The organism is Mycobacteroides sp. PCS013, from assembly GCF_049532645.1.
In the GTDB taxonomy this organism is placed as follows: Bacteria; Actinomycetota; Actinomycetes; order Mycobacteriales; family Mycobacteriaceae; genus Mycobacterium; species Mycobacterium gwanakae.
The window spans coordinates 3,045,387-3,063,151 of sequence record NZ_CP150131.1; the positions used below are offsets into that span (position 1 = coordinate 3,045,387).

At 64.5% G+C, this 17,765-nt stretch carries 15 protein-coding genes; 5 read left to right on the forward strand and 10 right to left on the reverse strand.

The features are described 5' to 3' along the window. The gene (locus RHO23_RS15220) at positions 1–867 is read left to right on the forward strand and encodes an alpha/beta hydrolase (protein ID WP_064409467.1); all 867 of its coding nucleotides are present in this window, start codon (positions 1–3) and stop codon (positions 865–867) included. Here the strand turns inward: RHO23_RS15220 and RHO23_RS15225 are convergent, their stop codons facing one another. Genes RHO23_RS15225 through RHO23_RS15235 form a run of 3 tightly spaced genes read right to left on the reverse strand, consistent with a single transcriptional unit; the run spans position 868 to position 3,006 of the window. Further along, complete coding sequence (locus RHO23_RS15225; protein ID WP_064409468.1) at positions 868–1,080, reverse strand: hypothetical protein; 213 nt, start codon at positions 1,078–1,080, stop codon at positions 868–870. Then, positions 1,077–2,708 carry a hypothetical protein gene (locus RHO23_RS15230; protein WP_423488033.1) on the reverse strand — a complete coding sequence of 544 codons (1,632 nt, stop codon included), beginning with the start codon at positions 2,706–2,708 and terminating at the stop codon, positions 1,077–1,079. Before RHO23_RS15230 ends, RHO23_RS15225 begins: the two co-directional genes overlap by 4 nt. After that, the gene (locus RHO23_RS15235; RefSeq protein ID WP_030096761.1) at positions 2,698–3,006 is read right to left on the reverse strand and encodes a type VII secretion target; all 309 of its coding nucleotides are present in this window, start codon (positions 3,004–3,006) and stop codon (positions 2,698–2,700) included. The genes RHO23_RS15230 and RHO23_RS15235 overlap by 11 nt, the downstream gene beginning before the upstream one ends. A 103-nt stretch (positions 3,007–3,109) precedes the next feature. Here RHO23_RS15235 and RHO23_RS15240 point away from each other — a divergent pair, with 103 nt between their 5' ends. Both RHO23_RS15240 and RHO23_RS15245 read left to right on the forward strand, forming a co-directional pair. Beyond that, positions 3,110–4,147: an LLM class F420-dependent oxidoreductase gene (locus RHO23_RS15240; RefSeq protein WP_030096760.1), complete on the forward strand. Its 1,038-nt coding sequence runs from the start codon at positions 3,110–3,112 to the stop codon at positions 4,145–4,147. 60 nt (positions 4,148–4,207) lie between these two features. Then, on the forward strand, positions 4,208–5,722 hold the full coding sequence (locus RHO23_RS15245) for an alkaline phosphatase D family protein (RefSeq protein WP_064409470.1): 1,515 nt from the start codon (positions 4,208–4,210) through the stop codon (positions 5,720–5,722). Here RHO23_RS15245 and glmM read toward each other — a convergent pair. From glmM to eccCa, 7 genes are all read right to left on the reverse strand, one after another. Continuing rightward, positions 5,719–7,038, reverse strand: a complete 1,320-nt coding sequence (gene glmM, locus RHO23_RS15250) for a phosphoglucosamine mutase (RefSeq protein ID WP_070922927.1) — start codon at positions 7,036–7,038, stop codon at positions 5,719–5,721. The genes RHO23_RS15245 and glmM overlap by 4 nt on opposite strands. A gap of 103 nt (positions 7,039–7,141) precedes the next feature. Beyond that, positions 7,142–7,675, reverse strand: coding sequence for a 30S ribosomal protein S9 (gene rpsI / locus RHO23_RS15255; RefSeq protein WP_030096757.1), 534 nt, complete (start codon positions 7,673–7,675; stop codon positions 7,142–7,144). Then, entirely contained in the window at positions 7,672–8,115 is a 444-nt protein-coding gene (gene rplM / locus RHO23_RS15260; RefSeq protein WP_030096756.1) for a 50S ribosomal protein L13, read from the reverse strand. Before rplM ends, rpsI begins: the two co-directional genes overlap by 4 nt. Positions 8,116–8,402: 287 nt before the next feature. Then, on the reverse strand, positions 8,403–8,687 hold the full coding sequence (locus RHO23_RS15265; protein ID WP_057965780.1) for a WXG100 family type VII secretion target: 285 nt from the start codon (positions 8,685–8,687) through the stop codon (positions 8,403–8,405). 48 nt (positions 8,688–8,735) lie between these two features. After that, entirely contained in the window at positions 8,736–9,014 is a 279-nt protein-coding gene (locus RHO23_RS15270) for a WXG100 family type VII secretion target (protein WP_057965781.1), read from the reverse strand. Positions 9,015–9,156: 142 nt separating this feature from the next. Beyond that, on the reverse strand, positions 9,157–10,542 hold the full coding sequence (locus tag RHO23_RS15275; protein ID WP_423488034.1) for a type VII secretion-associated protein: 1,386 nt from the start codon (positions 10,540–10,542) through the stop codon (positions 9,157–9,159). Continuing rightward, entirely contained in the window at positions 10,539–14,525 is a 3,987-nt protein-coding gene (gene eccCa, locus RHO23_RS15280) for a type VII secretion protein EccCa (protein ID WP_064409473.1), read from the reverse strand. The genes RHO23_RS15275 and eccCa overlap by 4 nt, the downstream gene beginning before the upstream one ends. Before the next feature lie 265 nt (positions 14,526–14,790). Here eccCa and eccD point away from each other — a divergent pair, with 265 nt between their 5' ends. Then, complete coding sequence (gene eccD / locus RHO23_RS15285) at positions 14,791–16,326, forward strand: type VII secretion integral membrane protein EccD (RefSeq protein ID WP_064409474.1); 1,536 nt, start codon at positions 14,791–14,793, stop codon at positions 16,324–16,326. Beyond that, the gene (gene mycP, locus RHO23_RS15290; protein ID WP_064409475.1) at positions 16,323–17,765 is read left to right on the forward strand and encodes a type VII secretion-associated serine protease mycosin; all 1,443 of its coding nucleotides are present in this window, start codon (positions 16,323–16,325) and stop codon (positions 17,763–17,765) included. Before eccD ends, mycP begins: the two co-directional genes overlap by 4 nt.

The window sequence follows — 17,765 nt, forward strand, 5'->3', positions numbered from 1 at the left end:
ATGGCGAGTACCCGCACGCTATTCAAAGCCCTGACCCGTCGTGGTCCGCACAAGGTTCTGCGTGGCGACCTGGCCTTCGCCGGGGTGAGCGGCGTCGTCTACACACCGGATTCCGGCTTCAATCTGCCTGCGGTGGCGTTCGGACACGACTGGCTGACCGGTACGAACAAGTACCGAGCGACCCTGGAACATCTCGCATCCTGGGGAATCGTCGCGGCGGCCCCGGACACCGAGAAGGGGTTGATCCCGTCACACCTGAATCTGGCTGCCGACTTGGCCACAACACTCGAGATCGTGACCCGGGTGCGCCTTGGCGACGGCAAGATCAGCGTGCATCCGACCAAGCTCGCGCTGGCCGGTCATGGGTTGGGGGCCTCGGCGGCGGTGTTCGCGGCCGCGCGGTCCTCAGCGCTGGTGGACAAGAAGAACCGGCCGACGGGCCCCAAGGCCGTCGTCGCGCTGTTTCCCAGCACGACGCAGCCGCCCGTCGAGAACGGTGCCGCCGCGTTGACCATCCCCGGCCTCGTTGTGACGAGCACCGACGACGCCCAATCGCTGCGATCGAATGCCCTGGCGCTCTCGCAGGCGTGGCCAGGTGCCGAGTTGCGGAACATCGCGAAGGCGAAGTCCAGCGGGCTACCGGAACACAGCTGGCTGCGCAGGTTTGTTGGACTCGGCGGATCGAACCGGGCAACCCAGCGCAACACTCGTGCCCTGTTGACCGGATACCTGCTGTTCCAGCTTGCCGGAGACAAGCGCTACCGCGACTTCGCGGACCCGGCAGCTGAACTACCGAATACCTCGCTGCCCGACGCCGCTGCGCTGGAGATCAGCCAGATCGATCGCGTGCAATCGCTGCTGAGGTAGTCAGCGCCGCCACCGCTGCCAGCGGTAGATGTCGTCCTCATCGAAGTCGGACTCGGTCATATGGATCTGCATGGGCATCTGAAGTTCCGTGACCTCGGCGGACTCATCGAGCATGATGTCGCCGCGTGCTGCGTCGGCGTCATCCCGCAGCTGATCCAGGGTGCTCTCGAAATCCGAGACGATGCCTGCGAGGGCGTCGGTGATGTCGATCATCGCCCAGCCTTAGGCAGTTCATCGGCGGCGATTTCACACGGCGTCTCCCCGGCATCCGTCCCCGCGGCCTGAGGCTGAGCCTGCCGGCTGCTGGGCCCCACCGAAGGCACGGGTGAGGGCTGCTGCGCAGGCTCGGGATGCTGGGCCGCGTTCGGCTGCTGTGTGTGGACCGGCGGTGGGTTTACCGGCGACATCGATCCGGCGGGCTGTGCGGCAGACAGGCCACCGGTAGACGGCGGAACCGCACCCCCCGGCGGCGTCGTGGTCCCGAGTGGCGCACCCGGGGTGGTCTGACCCGCAGGGGCCGGAGTGGCTTCCACCCCACCTGCTCCCGCCAGCTGAACGCCCGGTCCCTGCATCGGCTTGCCATCTGTGGCGAACGTCGCGCCCGCATCCGAGCGGGCCTCCTGGATCGCCGCATCCTTGGCCGCCGCCATCTTGGTGTCCGGGTCCTTCTTGTCGGCAGCCTCGTCGGCCTTCCCGTCGATCTTGTCCTCGGGCTTCTCGTCGCCCGCATCGCCGCCCTGTCCCAACTGGTCGAACGGGATGCTGGAGAGGCCCTCCGTGATGGCGCTGACAATGCCACTGGCCGCCTGGCCGATGGATCCGAGCGCACCCGTCATGGCCCCGGTCAACCCGCTGACAATCTGGCTCGGGTCCATGCCCTGCTGCCCTTGCCCCTGGCCGGCACCCTGCTGCCCACCGCCAGCCATCTGCCCGCCCTGATTACCCATCGCGGAGGCCGGGGTCGCCGTGCCCTGCATCCCGCCGCCCGCGCCGCCGCCGGCGGCGGACCCGTTGGCGGCGCTGCTCTGGCCACCCCCGGCAGCGTCTGGCTCCTGCTTGCCGCCCTTGTTTTTGTCCCTGTCCCTGTCCGTGGAGTTCTGCGGGGACTCGGTGTCCGAGTCGTACTCCGGTCCGAGCTGGCCAGGCGGGTTCTTGAACTCCGCGGGCAGCTCCTGCGTCAGCGCACTGGTGAACGTGTCGTACGCCTCGCCGCCCTTGCCCCATGCCGCCTTCATGGCGGGAAGCCATTTGCCCTCGATGTTCTGCTGGACGTGCGGACCGATCTTCGTGGCGTTGGTCTCGTCGGCCACCGACCTGTCGCCGGTACCGGTCTTGTAGGTGGCGACGGCGCTGTCAAAGGACGCACGATCGGTCACCAACCCATCGACCATGGTCGATGCCTGCTTCTTGAGATCGACGATGGTCCACAGCGTTTCGCGTAACCCGTCAAGACCGGTGGATACCTGCCCGAATTCCTTGGTCACGGCATCGGCGGTGGAGTTGTGCGTTCGCAGGAACTGATTCGCAGCCTCCGAGCCTTTGCCTTCCCACATGCTCATGAGCTGCTGCAGCTGTCCGTGCTGACGTTCGGCGGCGGACTTCATGGTGGTCACCGCGCTCTTGAACAGCTCAAGATCCGCACCGAGCTTGTTCAGGTCCATGCCGGCGTCCATGTCGTACCAATCGAACAGCTGGCGCTCGTTGGCGGTGAGGTCCGGGTTGGTGATCGTGACCGGCGACTTACCGTTTCCCCGGATCGCGGTGGTCGTGTAGTTCTGCGAGTTCGCGATCGCCTGGATGCCCTCGCTGCGCAGCGACTCGATGTCATACTTACCGGCCATTGGCTGCAGCCACCCTTGCCTTGTTCTTGGCATCCCGATCGGCATAACGCTGCGCAGTCGCACGGAGTTGTTCGGCGATCGCGGTGTTGGTGCGCTGCCAGTTCTCGAGGTGAGTGACCACCTCGCGCAGCCCATCCCTGACCGCGTCGCCCTTGGCCGTGTGCCACCGTCCGGCCGATGCCCCACCGAAAGACAACCCACGCAGCTGCTGAATGGCTTTTTGCAGCTCTTCTGCCACGCTGTCGAACTCCCCAGCGACCCCCCGGACACCAGCGACGTTGATCGAGGTTTCTCCCATATTGACTACGACGGGTGCATGCCACTTCCGGTTCCATCTTTTTTCACCGATCTGTGGATCATGCGTCTTCCCGTTCAACCGCTTGGTCGGGTAGGGTCGCCGCATGCGCATTGGAACCACGCTGAGCTATGCCGGCGGATTCACCGAAGTCGTTGACGAGCTCGCTGAGCTGGAGAAAGTCGGATTGGACATCGCGTTCGTCGCCGAGGCCTACTCGTATGACGCCGCGAGCCAGCTCGGGTTTCTCGCTGCCAAGACGTCCACCGTAAAGCTCGCGTCGGGGATCTTCCAGCTGTACACCCGAACCCCCACCTTGCTGGCCATGACGGCGGCCGGTCTGGATTATGTCTCCAACGGCCGGTTCGTCCTGGGCATCGGCGCCTCGGGCCCGCAGGTCATCGAGGGATTCCACGGCGTGAAGTACGACGCTCCCCTGGGCCGCACTCGTGAAACCGTCGAGATCTGCCGCAAGGTGTGGCGTCGGGAACGCCTGGAATTCGAAGGCAAGTACTTCACCGTGCCACTGCCTCCCGAACAGGGCACCGGATTGGGCAAGGCGCTGAAGCTGATCAATCACCCAGTGCGCGACCGCATTCCGGTGCTCATCGCCGCTCTTGGCCCCAAGAACGTGGCACTGACCGCCGAGATCGCCGAGGGCTGGCAGCCCATCTTCTTCCTTCCCGAGAAGGCCAATGACGTGTGGGGGGCCGCCCTGGCCGAAGGCAAGGCCAAGCGCGACCCGTCACTCGGCGAGCTCGAGGTCTACGCCGGGCCCGCACTCGCGATCGGTGACGACGTCGAAGCGCTGTACGGATTCGTCAAACCGAGCCTGGCGCTCTACATCGGCGGCATGGGCGCCAAGGGCAAGAACTTCTACCACAACCTCGCGACCGCGTACGGTTTCGGCAAGGAAGCCGACACCATCCAGGAGCTTTACCTGGCGGGCAAGAAGGCCGAGGCGACCGACGCCGTGCCTGACGAGCTGGTCAGGAACATCTCGCTCATCGGGCCCAAGAGCTTTGTCGCCGAACGGGTTGCGGCCTTCAAGGAGGCAGGTGTGACGACTCTCAATGTCGCCCCGCTCGCCGCCGATGCGGCAGGCCGGATCAAGCATGTCGAGGCTCTGCGCGAGCTGCTGTGATTCGTACGCCGTTCGCGTAGCGTTCGGCGTACGTTTGCCTGCCACCCCGAAGGTGGTGGGATGACAGCCATTCCGCGCCGCACGGTCCTGCGTGCCGCCCTGCTTGGGCTCGCTGTTGCTCCGGCGGCGGCATGCGGGCCGGCGTTGGTGACGACTCGTCCGAGACTGACGCATGGAGTCGCAAGCGGATTCCCCCGCTCCGATGGGGCGTTGGTCTGGGCGCGCTCGGATCGCCCGGCCACCATGCTCGTCGAAACAGCTGCCACCGAAAGCTTCTCGGACGTGCGACGTTTCACCGGCCCGACGCTCACGCCGGAGTCTGACGGGACAGGCCGGCTGCGCCTGACCGGCCTGCCCGCGGACAGCGAGGTGCACTACCGGGTGACGCTGGACTCCGATGGAGCCCTGAGTGAGCCTGTTACCGGCGTTTTCCGGACAGCACCGACCGACGCACGAAACGTGCGACTGATCTGGTCCGGCGATGTGGCGGGACAAGGATTCGGCATCAATCCAGACGTCGGCGGGATGAGGATCTTCCGCACCATGGCGGACCGGAATCCGCAGTTCTTCCTGCACAGCGGGGACACGGTGTACGCGGATGTTCCGATCCAGGAAACATTGACCCTGCCCGACGGACGGATATGGCGCAACGAGGTATCCGAGGCGAAAAGCGCTGTGGCACAGACACTCGACCAGTATCGCGGCCAACACGCGTACAACCTCACCGATGCCAACTACCGCTACTTCAACGCGCACGTTCCGCAACTAGTGCAGTGGGATGACCACGAAGTGCTCAACAACTGGTATCCGGGCGAGATTCTGGAGAACGACAAGTACACCGAAAAGCGAGTCGATGTGCTCGCACAACACGGGCACCGGGCATTCCATGAATGGCAACCAACCGAACGCCGCGAAGCCGTTGACGGCCTTGTGTACCAACGAGTCTCATACGGTCCGTTATTGGACGTGTTCATCCTCGACATGCGCAGCTACAAGGATCCCAACTCCACCAACCGGCAGCAGCACTGCGCCATCTTCGGCGCCCGCCAAACCGAATGGCTGATCAACGCCATGGCCTCATCCAAGGCCGTATGGAAGATCGTCGCCAATGACCTGCCGCTGGCACTGGTGGTACCCGACGGCAAGACGAACTTCGAGGCCGTCGCCAATGGCGACAACGGCCCCCCTCTGGGGCGAGAAACCGAACTGGCACACATCCTCTCGCAACTGAAAGCGCGGCAGGTCCGCAATGTGGTGTGGCTGACCGCCGACGTGCACTACACCGCGGCGCATGAATACTCGCCTGCGCGTGCCGCCTTCACAGACTTCGACCCGTTCTGGGAGTTTGTGTCGGGTCCACTGCATGCCGGCGCCGGCCAGGAGAAGCCACTCGACGGAACCTTCGGGCCGCGAGCGGATTACGTCCATGCGGCACCGCCGGATCAGCAGTCACCGCTGGACGGTTACCAGCATTTCGGGCAGGTCGATATCGACGGCACAAGCGGCGATCTCACCGTCACCCTGTGCGACGCCGCGGGTTCCGCGCTGTACACCCGCAGCCTGGCGCGCGCCTAGACCGCGCCGACCACCTCGGCCACCCGCTCGGCGAGGCGCTGTGCGGTCGACTGCTCGCCGGCCTCCACCATGACACGAACGAGTTGCTCGGTTCCGGAAGGACGCAACAGGATTCGGCCATTGCCCGCAAGCTCAGACTCCACAGCGGCGACGGCCGCAAGCACCTCGGGCGCCTTCGCCACCGTGTGCTTATCCGAGACCGGCACGTTGATCAGCGTCTGCGGCAGGCTACGCATCGCGGACGCAAGATCAGCCAATGACTTACCTGTTTGAGCCATCCGGGACATGAGACGCAGGCCGGTGACGATCCCGTCTCCGGTAGTGGCCAGTGAGGGCAACACGATATGACCGGATTGCTCGCCCCCCAAGGCGAATTGGCCCGCGCGCAACTCCTCCAGCACATAGCGGTCACCGACACCCGTCACCTTGACGTCGATGCCCGCCGAACGCATGGCGATATGCAATCCCTGATTGCTCATCACCGTGGTGACCAGCGTGTTATCAGTGAGCTCACCGGCTTCCGCCATCGCCGCGGCGAGCACAACCATGATGGCGTCGCCATCGATGACGTTCCCATCCGCATCTACCGCAAGGCATCTGTCAGCGTCGCCGTCATGCGCAAGCCCAAGGTGAGCATCGTGGGCCTTCACGGCGGCCTGCAGTGGACCGAGATGCGTTGACCCACAACCGTCGTTGATATTGAGCCCGTCAGGGTCGGCATTGATGTCTATCACGTGGGCACCCGCGGCGCGGTAGGCCAAGGGCGCCGCGTCGGAGGCCGCGCCGTGCGCACAATCGACCACCACGGTGACTCCGCTCAGCGGATGGGTGGCGGCATTGTGAACATGATGCAGATACCGGTCGAGGGCGTCGACGGCGTCGCGCACACGCCCGATGCCCGCCCCGGTCGGACGTGCCGCAGGAGTGTCCAGCTGCGCCTCGATGGCATCCTCGGCGGAGTCATCAAGCTTGTGACCGCCGGCACCGAAAATCTTGATGCCGTTGTCCGGCATGGGGTTATGCGAGGCCGAGATCATGACGCCGAAGGCCGCTCCGTAGGCACCCGTCAGGTATGCCACCGCCGGGGTGGGCAGTACACCGACTCGCAGCACGTCGACGCCTTCTGCCGCGATACCCGCGACAACCGCAGCCTCCAACATCTCACCACTGGCGCGCGGATCTCGGCCCACGACCGCGATGGCGTGACCACTGGCCAACGACCGCGCCGCGGCCGAGCCCAGCGCGACCGCAAGCTCGGCCGTCAGCTCGGCATTCGCGACACCACGCACTCCGTCAGTGCCGAATAGTGAGCCCATGCAGTAAACCTTCCATAACCAGTCATATCAAACTGGCCCAATAACGCGATTGCGCCGACACACAGGTTGTGTGCCGGCGCAATACGCGGACGAACAGAGTCGATCAGCGCTTCGAGTACTGAGGCGCCTTACGGGCCTTCTTGAGACCGTACTTCTTACGCTCGATCGCACGCGGGTCACGAGTGAGGAAGCCGGCCTTCTTCAGCACCGGACGGTCCTCGGGCTCCACGATGATGAGCGCACGGGCGATGGCCAGACGCAGCGCGCCCGCCTGACCCGAAGGGCCGCCACCGGACAGGTGAGCGTAGATGTCCACGCTGTCCACACGGTTGACGGAAACCAGCGGCGCCTTGATGAGCTGCTGGTGCACCTTGTTCGGGAAGTACTCCTCCAGAGTGCGGCCATCCAGGTGGAACTTGCCGGTGCCGGGGACGAGGCGCACGCGGACGACGGCCTCCTTGCGGCGGCCAACGGTCTGGATGGGCTTGTCGATGACGACGGGCCCACGAGGAGCGGCCTTGACGGCAGTCTCTTCGGCGGAATCCTCAACAACGACCTCGACGACCGCTTGGTCGCCGCCGTCCACTGCGATGTCCGCGTTCTCTTCGGGGGTCTGCTCTTCGGCGATATCGGTCACTGAGCCACCTGCTTAATCTCGAACGGGATCGGCTGCTGCGCGGCGTGCGGGTGCTCGGGACCTGCGTACACCTTCAGCTTGCGCTCGATCTGGCGGCCAAGCTTGTTCTTGGGCAGCATGCCGATGATTGCCTTCTCCACCGTGCGAGTGGGGAACTTCTCCAGCTGCTCGCCGATGCTGCGCTTACGCAGACCGCCCGGGAAGCCCGAGTGACGGTAGGCGAACTTGTCGGTGAGCTTCTTGCCGCTGAGGGCAATCTTCTCTGCGTTGATGATGACGACGAAATCGCCACCATCAGCATGCGGGGCGTAGGTCGGCTTGTGCTTGCCGCGCAGCAGGGTAGCTGCTTGAACGGCAAGACGGCCGAGCACTACATCCGTGGCGTCGATGACATACCAGCTTGTGGTGATGTCACCCGCCTTCGGCGTGTAGGTAGGCACAGTCTTTCCTTGTCTACTCGGGTGGATCCCCGGACGGCTGTTGCCGTTCGGAGCGCTGGTCATGGCGGGCGGTGGAGGTTGATCTCGGCGACCAGTGGTGACCCGAGCCTCGTGTGCGATGACGTACCGCACGCCAACGAAGGAGCTTACCGGGCGACGTCACCGCAGGTCAAAACGCGGTCGAGCCCGCCCTGTGGGCACCCCGGACACTTCCACAAAAAAACTGTGGGGCCTTGGCGGCTCTCCTCCGCCAAGGCCCCACAGGGTCTTCATTGCTGCCGGGATGATTAGTGCCAGGCTCCCGCAGCGCTCTGGTCGGTGTGCTGCGCGTCCTGGTTACCCTGATCAACCTTGGAGTTGAGCTGAGTCAGGATCTGGTTCAGATCCTGAGCCGACTGGTGCCAAGCCTTCTGGTATTCCTGATAAGCAGTCGCCTCCTGGCCCTGGGCCTGCTGGACCAACGGATCGATATCGTGTCGCAACTCTTCTAGGCCGGCTTGGAACTTGTTGATGATGCCCTTGACATCCGCAACCAGCGCGTCGATCTCGCCGTGGTTATACGTGATCTGCATGGTCAATCCCCTTTGCTATGTGATGCCTTGATGACTATTGCGAGACGCTTAAAAGGTCTGGCCCTCGTCCATTTCCTGGATGCGACGCTTGTTCGATTCCATGGTGTCGTGGATCCCGATCAGCACCTTCTGGATGTCACCCATCTCCTGATCGAAACGCGCCATCGCCTCGTCAAAGGCATGCCGCGCCTGCCCCTGCCAGGTGCTGGTGCCCACCGCTACGCGGTCCCGCAGCTGGTTCTGCATCGCAGTGAACTCCTGGTACTTGCCGTCGATCTTCTTGGCAGTCTGGTCGAGCAGCGCCAGGTCGTTCTGGAAAACAGCCACTTCAGTTCCTCCCTTGTCCCCAGGCCCGGCCAGTCACGGGGTGTGACTTCCGGTTTCTGGCCGGTTTGTCCTTACACCTACATACGATGGCCTGAACGCTAGATCGGTTCCATCTTTTCGAGATTTTTTTCCAGCAATCTCGCTAGTTACCCGAGATTACCTTTCGTACGGTTCGTATTGCCATATCACAAGCCTGTCGAACATCGACGTAGCTATCTCTCATGGACTGACAGCCAATACCTATTCTCAGGTCGTCGTCCAGAAGCACGGTCCATACGATGTCATGCGCCGGGCGAACCTCCGTGTAGGTGACAGCTGGCCGGTCCGCCTTGCGGTCGTCGGCTCTGAAATCTGTGAATACCCCCGGCGACTCCTTCGCCATGGCAGCTCGCAATGTCTCGGCGGTTGCGGCCAGAGTTTCTGTCGGATTCACCCGCACCTGGGTCACATGCACGACCGCCTCGGGGTCCGCGGGTGAGATCACCTCAACCCGCGCTGAGCCGGCACCGCCCGCAGGGATACGCCGTACTGCCCACTCGGCGGGCACCATAAGCTGCACATGCCCCTCCACCAGCAGCGATGTCGCGGCGACGGGTGCCGTGGGCGACGGTCGCCGCTCGCGCGCGGAGGCCACGGTCACGACAACACCGGTCACGACCACGACCACGGCCGCGGCCAGGCCAATCGCGGCAAGCGGCCACCACGCGGGAAGCCGCGGCGTGGACCTTGCGGGCGACGCGGGTGTCCATTCGGGCCTTCTGGCCACAACGGGCTCTTCGGCCTGCTCATCGACGAACGCCGGCCCCCGCGTGGCCTGACCGACATCGCGGAACACCGAATCCTCGGCGACCTGCGATACCCCAGGAGTCAAGCCGATCCGATCGACCGCGTCGACGATCGCCTCACCCATCTCACTATCGGCCGAGTCGACGAGGATCGCGGCGACTCCCGTCGATTCGCTGCGGACCACCTCCTCGACGGCACGCGCCACGGCGCGCGCAACATCTGCGGCGCTCTTGGTCTCCCAGGACCGTTCTTCGAGATGACGAACCGTCGCCTCCGGCTCACCGGCGGAGCCGTGCGCCACGACGATGACGGCGACCTCACCAGGTGACACCTCGACCACCACCAGGGAGCGCCCCGACAAATCGGTGCGCACACCGCGCTCGGCCAGAGCGATGGCGCGCGACCGCACGGTCAGCGTCGCGACCATCATCCGCGCGGCATTCGACAGCACAGTGCACCGTCCAGGACTCCACGCCGTCGGATGGATCAGCTGCATCGAATCGAGGCGAACCGGCGCATTCTGGTCAGTGAGCAACGATTCGAACAGGGCTGCCCAGAGCGCGCGCGACGGAACCACGCGACCTGGCAACAGAGCGATCTCATCATCGAGCGCGGCGACGGCCGACCGAACATCGGAATGCCCGGCCTCGCGGATGCCGACCTCGGTTCGCGCCCGGACCGCGGTCTCGGTCACTTCGATCACCACCCGCGGCCCTATCTGCGGGTCGCGATCCAGAATCACCGCGGATCGCTCCAAGCAACTTGGATCAGCTGTTGACCGCCCGAGCGCATGACCAGGGTGCCACGGCCCGGCGGCTGCTCACTCGGTCTGACCGTCCCCAGCAGCACACCCTCGTCTTTGTTGCCACTCATCTGTAAACCGATGCAGGACAGGTCCTTCATGCGCGCCATCATCGGCTCGAACATCGCCCGCGAGGCACCGCTGGTGCGACGTGCGATCACCACATGCAGGCCGATGTCCTTCGAGTGTGGCAGGTACTCCGCCAGCGGCAGCAGCGGGTTTCCACTCGGCAAAGCCACCAGGTCGTAGTCGTCGACCAGGATGTAGATCTCCGGGCCAGACCACCATGACCTGTCCCGCAACTCCTGTTGAGTCACATCGGGTCCCGGCATGCGCGACTTGAGGAGCTCGATCAACGCAGGCACCTCATCGACCAAGGTATTGCTCGACATTGCGTACTTGGCCAGATGCTCGCTCTCGACGACACCCAGCAAGGTGCGCCGATAGTCCACGATGAACAACTGCGCCTGTTGCGGGGTAGTAGTGCGGACGATCTCACGACACATGGTGCGCAACAAGCCTGTCTTGCCGCACTCGCTGTCGCCGAAGATCATCATGTGCGGCTGCTCGCCGAACTCCAGGAATGTCGGAGCCAGCTCGGTTTCGTTGATACCGACGAGGATGCGCAGGTTCGGCTGATCGTTCTGGGGTGCTTGCGGAACCAGTGCGGCGTAATCAATCTTGTGCGGCAGCATGCGAACCATCGGTGCTTCCGCCGTACTGCGTTGGCGCATACTCGCCGCGGCCGCACTGATCGCCTCACCAAGGTCCTGATTCGACGAGACACTGTCGACGCGCGGCAATCCGATGAGCATGTGCCGACGGTCGCGGGTAATACCCCGGCCCGGCCTGCCATCCGGAACAAGCTGTGCCAGCTTGCGATCGAAGTCCGAGTCCAGCGGATCACCAAGACGAAGCTCGACGCGCGTGCCAATCTGGTCCTTCAGGGCCGGACGGATCTCGGCCCAGCGCGACGCCGTGACCACCGTGTGCACACCGAAACCGAGCCCCTGCGCCGCAAGCGCGGTCACCTGCGGCTCGAGAGCCTCGAACTCCTGACGTACGGTGGACCAGCCATCGATGATGAAAAACACGTCGCCGAAAGGATCATTCGCAAGCTGTGGGTCACCGACACCCTTACGTCGCCGATACTCGGCCATCGAGTCAATTCCATAGGCGCGGAAGGCATTCTCGCGTGATCTGACAATCGTCAGCATCTCGGCGAACGTGCGCCGGATCAGATCTGACTCCAGGCGGCTGGCCACCGAACCGACATGCGGTAGCTGCGCCAATGACGTGAGCGTGCCACCACCGAAGTCCAGACAGTAGAACTGCACCTGCGCGGGACTGTGTGTCACCGCAAGCGAGGTCACCAGGGTGCGGATAGCCATCGACTTCCCAGACTGGGGTGCACCGACAATGGCGACGTTGCCCGCCGCCCCGGACAGATCGACGATGTAGGGGTCGCGTCGCTGTTCGTACGGCCGGTCCACGATTCCGATCGGTACAGTCAGACTGCCCACCGCGTCGAAACCGGCACGACCATGGCGAGGAATCAGGTCGCCCAACGTGGGCGAATCGTCAAGTGGCGGAAGCCACACCTCGTGAGCCGGATTGCCATGCCCCTCAACGCGATCGAGGATTGTGTCGATGACTGACCGCCCTATTACCCCTTCGGATACGGCTGGAGTGTCGTCTTCGGCTACTTCTGCGGGACGCATTTGCAGCGCCACCGGCGCTGCGGTGAACAACCGCGGCGCGGCTCCGGTTCCGGTGGAGGCGACGGCTCGACGCACCGGCCCATACGGCACATACGCACCAGACACATAAGAGGTTTGGAACCGGGTCAGCTCTCCCGAGTCGTCCTTGAGGTAGCAGGAACCGGGGGTGTTGGGCAGATGATAGGCATCCGGCACACCGATGGCGGCACGGGATTCGTTGGCCGAGAATGTCTTCAAGCACAGTCGGTAGGACAGGTGTGATTCCAGCCCGCGTAGACGACCCTCATCCAGACGCTGCGAAGCAAGCAGCAGGTGCACATGTAACGACCGGCCCAACCGGCCGATTGCCACGAAGAGCTCCGCGAAGTCCGGGTGCTGACTCAGCAATTCGGAGAACTCGTCGACGATGATGAACAGTGCCGGTAGTGGGGCAAGGGACGCGCCCGCGACGCGGGCACGCTCGTACTCGGTGACATTGGCGAAATTCCCCGCGGCACGCAGCAACTCCTGGCGCCGGTTCATCTCCCCGGCGAGCGCATCCTTCATGCGGGACACCAGGTTTGCTTCTTCAGCGAGGTTGGTGATGATGGCCGCGACATGCTGTGCCCGGTCCAAGCCGAGGAATGTCGCTCCGCCCTTGAAGTCGACGAGCACAAGATTGAGCGCATCCGGCGAGTGGGTCGCGATCATGCCGAGTGTCAACGTGCGCAAGAACTCCGACTTACCCGAGCCGGTCGCACCGATGCAGAGCCCGTGTGGACCCATGCCGTTCTCGGCGGCTTCCTTGATATCCAGCTCCATCGGAGTGCCGTCGACCGCGATGCCTATCGGGACCCGCAGCCTGTCACGGCCAACCCTATTCCGCCACACCACTTCCGGGTTGAGTAGCCCGGGATCACCGATGCCAAGGATATCGGACCAGCGCGTGCTGACCTCCGTCTGGATCTGAACCTCGTCGCCGCTGCCCGTCAGTACCCGGTAGGGCGCCAGGCGGCGCGCGCACGCCATCGCCTCCGTGACGGTGAGGTGATCCGGGTGGGCGAAAATCTCGGACCCGACGTTGCCCTTGGCGCCCAGCCCGCGTTCGGTCAGTTCCAATTGCATACCGCGACGGGCCGCGAGCGGATCCACTCTGGTACCGATCTCGACCAGAGTCACCGAATCGATGCCGTGATCAACAATGAGGCGTTCGGATCCGATCAGCGTGCCGCTATCGACGATGATCAGAATCTGCGGCCGGTCAGGGGATGGCTGCGCGGTCCGCGAGAACCGTTCCCGCTCGGCGATTAGCGACGCCAACGATTCTTCTACCTCACCCAGCGAGTGGTAGACGAGCCGAGAAGAGCCAACGCCATCGAACGCGCTCGGATGCTGGGAGTGCGGAAGCCACTTGAGCCAGTCCCAGTGCGGCGCCGCATGCCGATTGACCACCGCAGCCACCAGGAATTGATCCGGCCCGTGGAACATCGCCAGCTGACAGATCATGGCGCGCAACATGCCTCGCGCCACCTCCGGTGAACCATCGATGGTGACGGCCGCAAAACCTCTCAGGTTCAACGCGATAGGCAGCTCGGGCACTAACGAGTGTGTCCGCACGAACCGGCGCAGCGCCACCGACGCGACCGGTTCCAGTTCTTCAACCGGGCCGATCTCCGGCGCCACCAACTGCGCTGCCAAACGCTGATCCCCGACACCGACACGCACATGGCAGTAGTCAATGTCTGCGGGACGCCGCTCCCACATACGACGGCCACCGGCCAATGTCCAGAGCGCGGCGGGATCCGGGTTGTTCCAGAGTAAGGCCTTGCGCTGGGCCGCACCGGTGTCGGTGACGTTCTTGCGTACCACTTCGAGGTACCGCAGGTAATCCTTGCGGTCCTCGTTGATTTCGCCGGTCTTGGCTCCCTTGCCCCCGCTGTTGGACACCATGCTGACCATCGAGACCATCATCATGATGGGGAACAGCATGAACATCGGGTTGCGCATCATCCCGCCGCCCGCACCGCCACCCAAGCTCCCCGAGGTGACGAAGAAGGCGATCATGCCGACCATGGCGATCACCATGACCAGCGGCATGATCTTCGCAATGATCGGAGACGGGACCGGCCGCGGAATCTCCGGCGGCGGCTGCACATTGACCTCGCCGCCCGGGACACGAGGCACAGCAAGACGAGGCCGACGAATGAATATTGTGGTGTTCACCCCGTGCTCACTCAGGCCCTCCGGTTCCCCCGCGTCACATCTGTGGCAATCTGTGGCACTCACGCTACCGCCCCGCCCACGGCGGGCTACAGGATAGAGCCGTTATATCCGGTGCCGCAACGAATTCGCTCACAAGATCGCTGCAACCGCTGGTCTCATGGTCGGCCTTCGCCCGGATGCGCCGAACCGCTGGCGACGCTCACCAGCGTTCGGCTAGTGTGCATGCGCAAAGATCAACGACCGTGGGGGCAGGCAGGGGCACAGCATGACACATGCGCAGTCGGGCGCCGGGCAGCGTTCGGCAGTACTCGAACTGTGCCGCGTTTCCATTCAAGCTGAGCGCACCCAGGTCGATCTGGCGCTGCCGACGAGTGTCCCGCTGGCGCTTTTGGTCGGCTCGATAGTCGACATCATCAACCAACATGTCGGCGTTCCCGAACTGACCAGCCCGGAAGACGCCGTGGAAACGCATTGGCGTTTGTCCCGGCCCGGTCAGCCGCCTATGCAGATGTCCAGCACCCTCGGAGAGCTGGAGGTCCGCGATGGCGATCAACTGATTCTCACCGCGGCCGATGTGGCTGCACCGGATCCGCTGTTCGACGACGTCTTCCTTGCTGTGTCCACATTCCGGACCGTGTCGGCGCATCCGTGGAGCCGGACTGCCGCCCGGATACTCGGCGCCTCCGCATGCGGCCTGGCCGCCGTGCTCGGCGCTACGGCGCTGTTACACGCAGGCGCCACAAACCCCGGGCTGCTCCTTCCCATCATCGCGGTGGCGATCGCATTGGTGTCCATCACCGCCGCAGTATTCGCCAACCGGGTCTATGACGATTCCCTCGCCTCTGTGATGCTGAGCCACTGCGCCGTCGGCTTCTCGGCGGTGGCCGGAGCGCTGTTCGTACCGGGAAAGTACGGCGCCCCACACGTGATGCTGGCGCTCATGGTGGCGATGGTCGTATCCATCCTCGCCATGCGCGCGACCGGCACCGGAACGATGTCCCTGGTCGCGGCCGCGTCGGCATCGCTGCTCGGGTTCGGAGCAGCCCTGGGTTACGTGCTTTTCGCTCCCCCGATCTACAGCCTCGGTGCCGTGCTCGGCTCGGTCGGCATCTGCGCGTTGGCGCTCTCGCCGCGCGTGGCCATGGTGCTCGCCCGACTGCCGCTTCCCCCGGTGCCCACCCAGGGCGCACCTTCGCGTCCCGAACATTCGACGGCGCCGATCGACGCCATCGAAGGTCTCGACGGACTCGATACCGAGGGTGATGATGTTGAGGACGCCACGGCCCTGCCGCCGCTGCCCGACCTTCGCGAGAAGGCACTGCGGGCGCACGCCGTACTGACGGGATTGGTGTGCGGCGCATCCACCGTCACTGCGGCGGGAGCCATGCTGGCGGCACTGACCTTCCCTGGGGCGGGCGAACATCACCCCACCGGCCCACACCGATTCAGTGGTGTGGTGCTCGCCGGGTTGATCGCGCTGGCGATGATGCTTCGGGCACGCTCGCACGCCGACCTCGCACAGACGGTCGCGATCAACCTGGGCGGCTTGGCAATTCCGGCAGCGGCGTTCGCGTTCATCGCGGTCGCGTACCCGACGGCGGCGGTGTTCACTACCGTATTGACAACGATCGCGGCCGGTTGCGCCATCGCCCTCGGCTTCCTGGTGTCGGCCCGCAAGTACTCACCAGTGGCCCGCCGCACGGTGGAGATCATCGAATACATCGCGCTATCGCTGATCGTTCCGATTGCCGTCTGGGTATGCGGCGTGTACAGCGCCGTACGGGGATTGAACCTGCCATGAACCTCGGCGTGGCCCGCCGCGTCGCCACCGCTGCGGCCGTTGTGATGTTGGCGATGTCATTGCAGCTGGCAACGGGTTCAATGCACATGCTGGCGACCGCGCACGCCTTCGCGCCACTTCCCGTCGATCCGAGCATGCTCCCGGGCCCGCGACCTCCCGCTCCCGTCGAACCCACGGAGCAGAAGGAACTGTGCCGATTCCCCGGCATTGATCCCAAGCGCGATCTCAACAAGGTGCCTACCCAGCAGCGCGGGCTGGATCTGCCGTTGGTCTGGCAGCTATCGCGCGGCGCGGGCCAGACGGTCGCGGTGATCGATACGGGTGTGGCACGCAGTCCGCGACTGCCACCCTTGATCCCCGGCGGCGATTACGTCTTCGAAGGCGGCAACGGCACCCAGGACTGCGATGCGCACGGCACCATCGTGGCCGGAATTATCGCCGCCGCACCAGATCCCACCGGGGCAAGCGCGTTCAGCGGTATCGCACCCGATGTCAGTCTTATCACTATTCGTCAGTCCAGCGCGAAGTTCGCGGTGAAGAACAAGGGCGGCGGGGGCGACAGGGACGATCCCTCCAAGATCAGCGGTGTCGGAAACGTCGACACCCTGGCCATGGCGGTGCGCACTGCGGCCGACCTCGGCGCCACCGTCATCAACATCTCCGAGGTGGCCTGCGCCTCCGCCAAACAATTCCTGGATGACCGCCCGCTGGGCGCTGCCCTGCAATACGCCGTGGACGTCAAGAACGTGGTGGTGGTCGTTGCCGCGGGAAATGTCGGCGACGGCCAGTGCAAGAACCAGAACCCTCCACCGGATCCGGCGCGGCCCAACACCCCGGACTGGGATTCCCTCCTGGAGACGGTGAGTCCGGCTTGGTACAACGACCTCGTCCTGACGGTGGGCTCGATCGGCCTGGACGGGCAACCCTCTAAATTCAGTCTCGGTGGTCCCTGGGTCGATGTTTCTGCTCCTGGCGAAGACATCGTTTCGCTGGACCCCAACCGTGATGCGCTGACCAACGCCTACATGGGCGAGCAAGGCCCGGTACCCATTCAGGGCACCAGTTTCTCCGCGCCGGTCGTCAGTGGTGTTGTCGCGCTGGTGCGTTCACGCTTCCCTCAGCTCAGCGCGCGCGAAGTGATGGACCGCATCAAGAACACCGCACACCGCCCTCCGGGCGGCTGGGACCCTTATCTGGGCTACGGCGTAGTGGACGCACTGGCGGCGATCAGCGACGACCTCGGTACCACCAGTGATCTTGCCCGCGCCAACGCGGCCAAGAAGCTGCAGCTGCCGCCCGCACCCGCGCCACCCGACCCACGACCACGACGCGTCGCCCTCATCGGAATAGCGGCCTGCGCGGCATTCCTCGCCGCGGCGCTGGCGATGCTCGCGCCGGTCCGCAAGCTCCGACAAGGCCGGGACAACTCCACCGAATAG

Coding starts and splice junctions, on each gene's coding strand:
- RHO23_RS15230 (WP_423488033.1), bottom strand. CDS start 2,708: ATGGCCGGTAAGTATGACATCGAGTCGCTGCGCAGCGAGGGCATCCAG.
- eccD (WP_064409474.1), top strand. CDS start 14,791: ATGACACATGCGCAGTCGGGCGCCGGGCAGCGTTCGGCAGTACTCGAA.
- RHO23_RS15225 (WP_064409468.1), bottom strand. CDS start 1,080: ATGATCGACATCACCGACGCCCTCGCAGGCATCGTCTCGGATTTCGAG.
- RHO23_RS15235 (WP_030096761.1), bottom strand. CDS start 3,006: ATGGGAGAAACCTCGATCAACGTCGCTGGTGTCCGGGGGGTCGCTGGG.
- RHO23_RS15220 (WP_064409467.1), top strand. CDS start 1: ATGGCGAGTACCCGCACGCTATTCAAAGCCCTGACCCGTCGTGGTCCG.
- glmM (WP_070922927.1), bottom strand. CDS start 7,038: ATGGGCTCACTATTCGGCACTGACGGAGTGCGTGGTGTCGCGAATGCC.
- mycP (WP_064409475.1), top strand. CDS start 16,323: ATGAACCTCGGCGTGGCCCGCCGCGTCGCCACCGCTGCGGCCGTTGTG.
- RHO23_RS15240 (WP_030096760.1), top strand. CDS start 3,110: ATGCGCATTGGAACCACGCTGAGCTATGCCGGCGGATTCACCGAAGTC.
- RHO23_RS15265 (WP_057965780.1), bottom strand. CDS start 8,687: ATGCAGATCACGTATAACCACGGCGAGATCGACGCGCTGGTTGCGGAT.
- RHO23_RS15245 (WP_064409470.1), top strand. CDS start 4,208: ATGACAGCCATTCCGCGCCGCACGGTCCTGCGTGCCGCCCTGCTTGGG.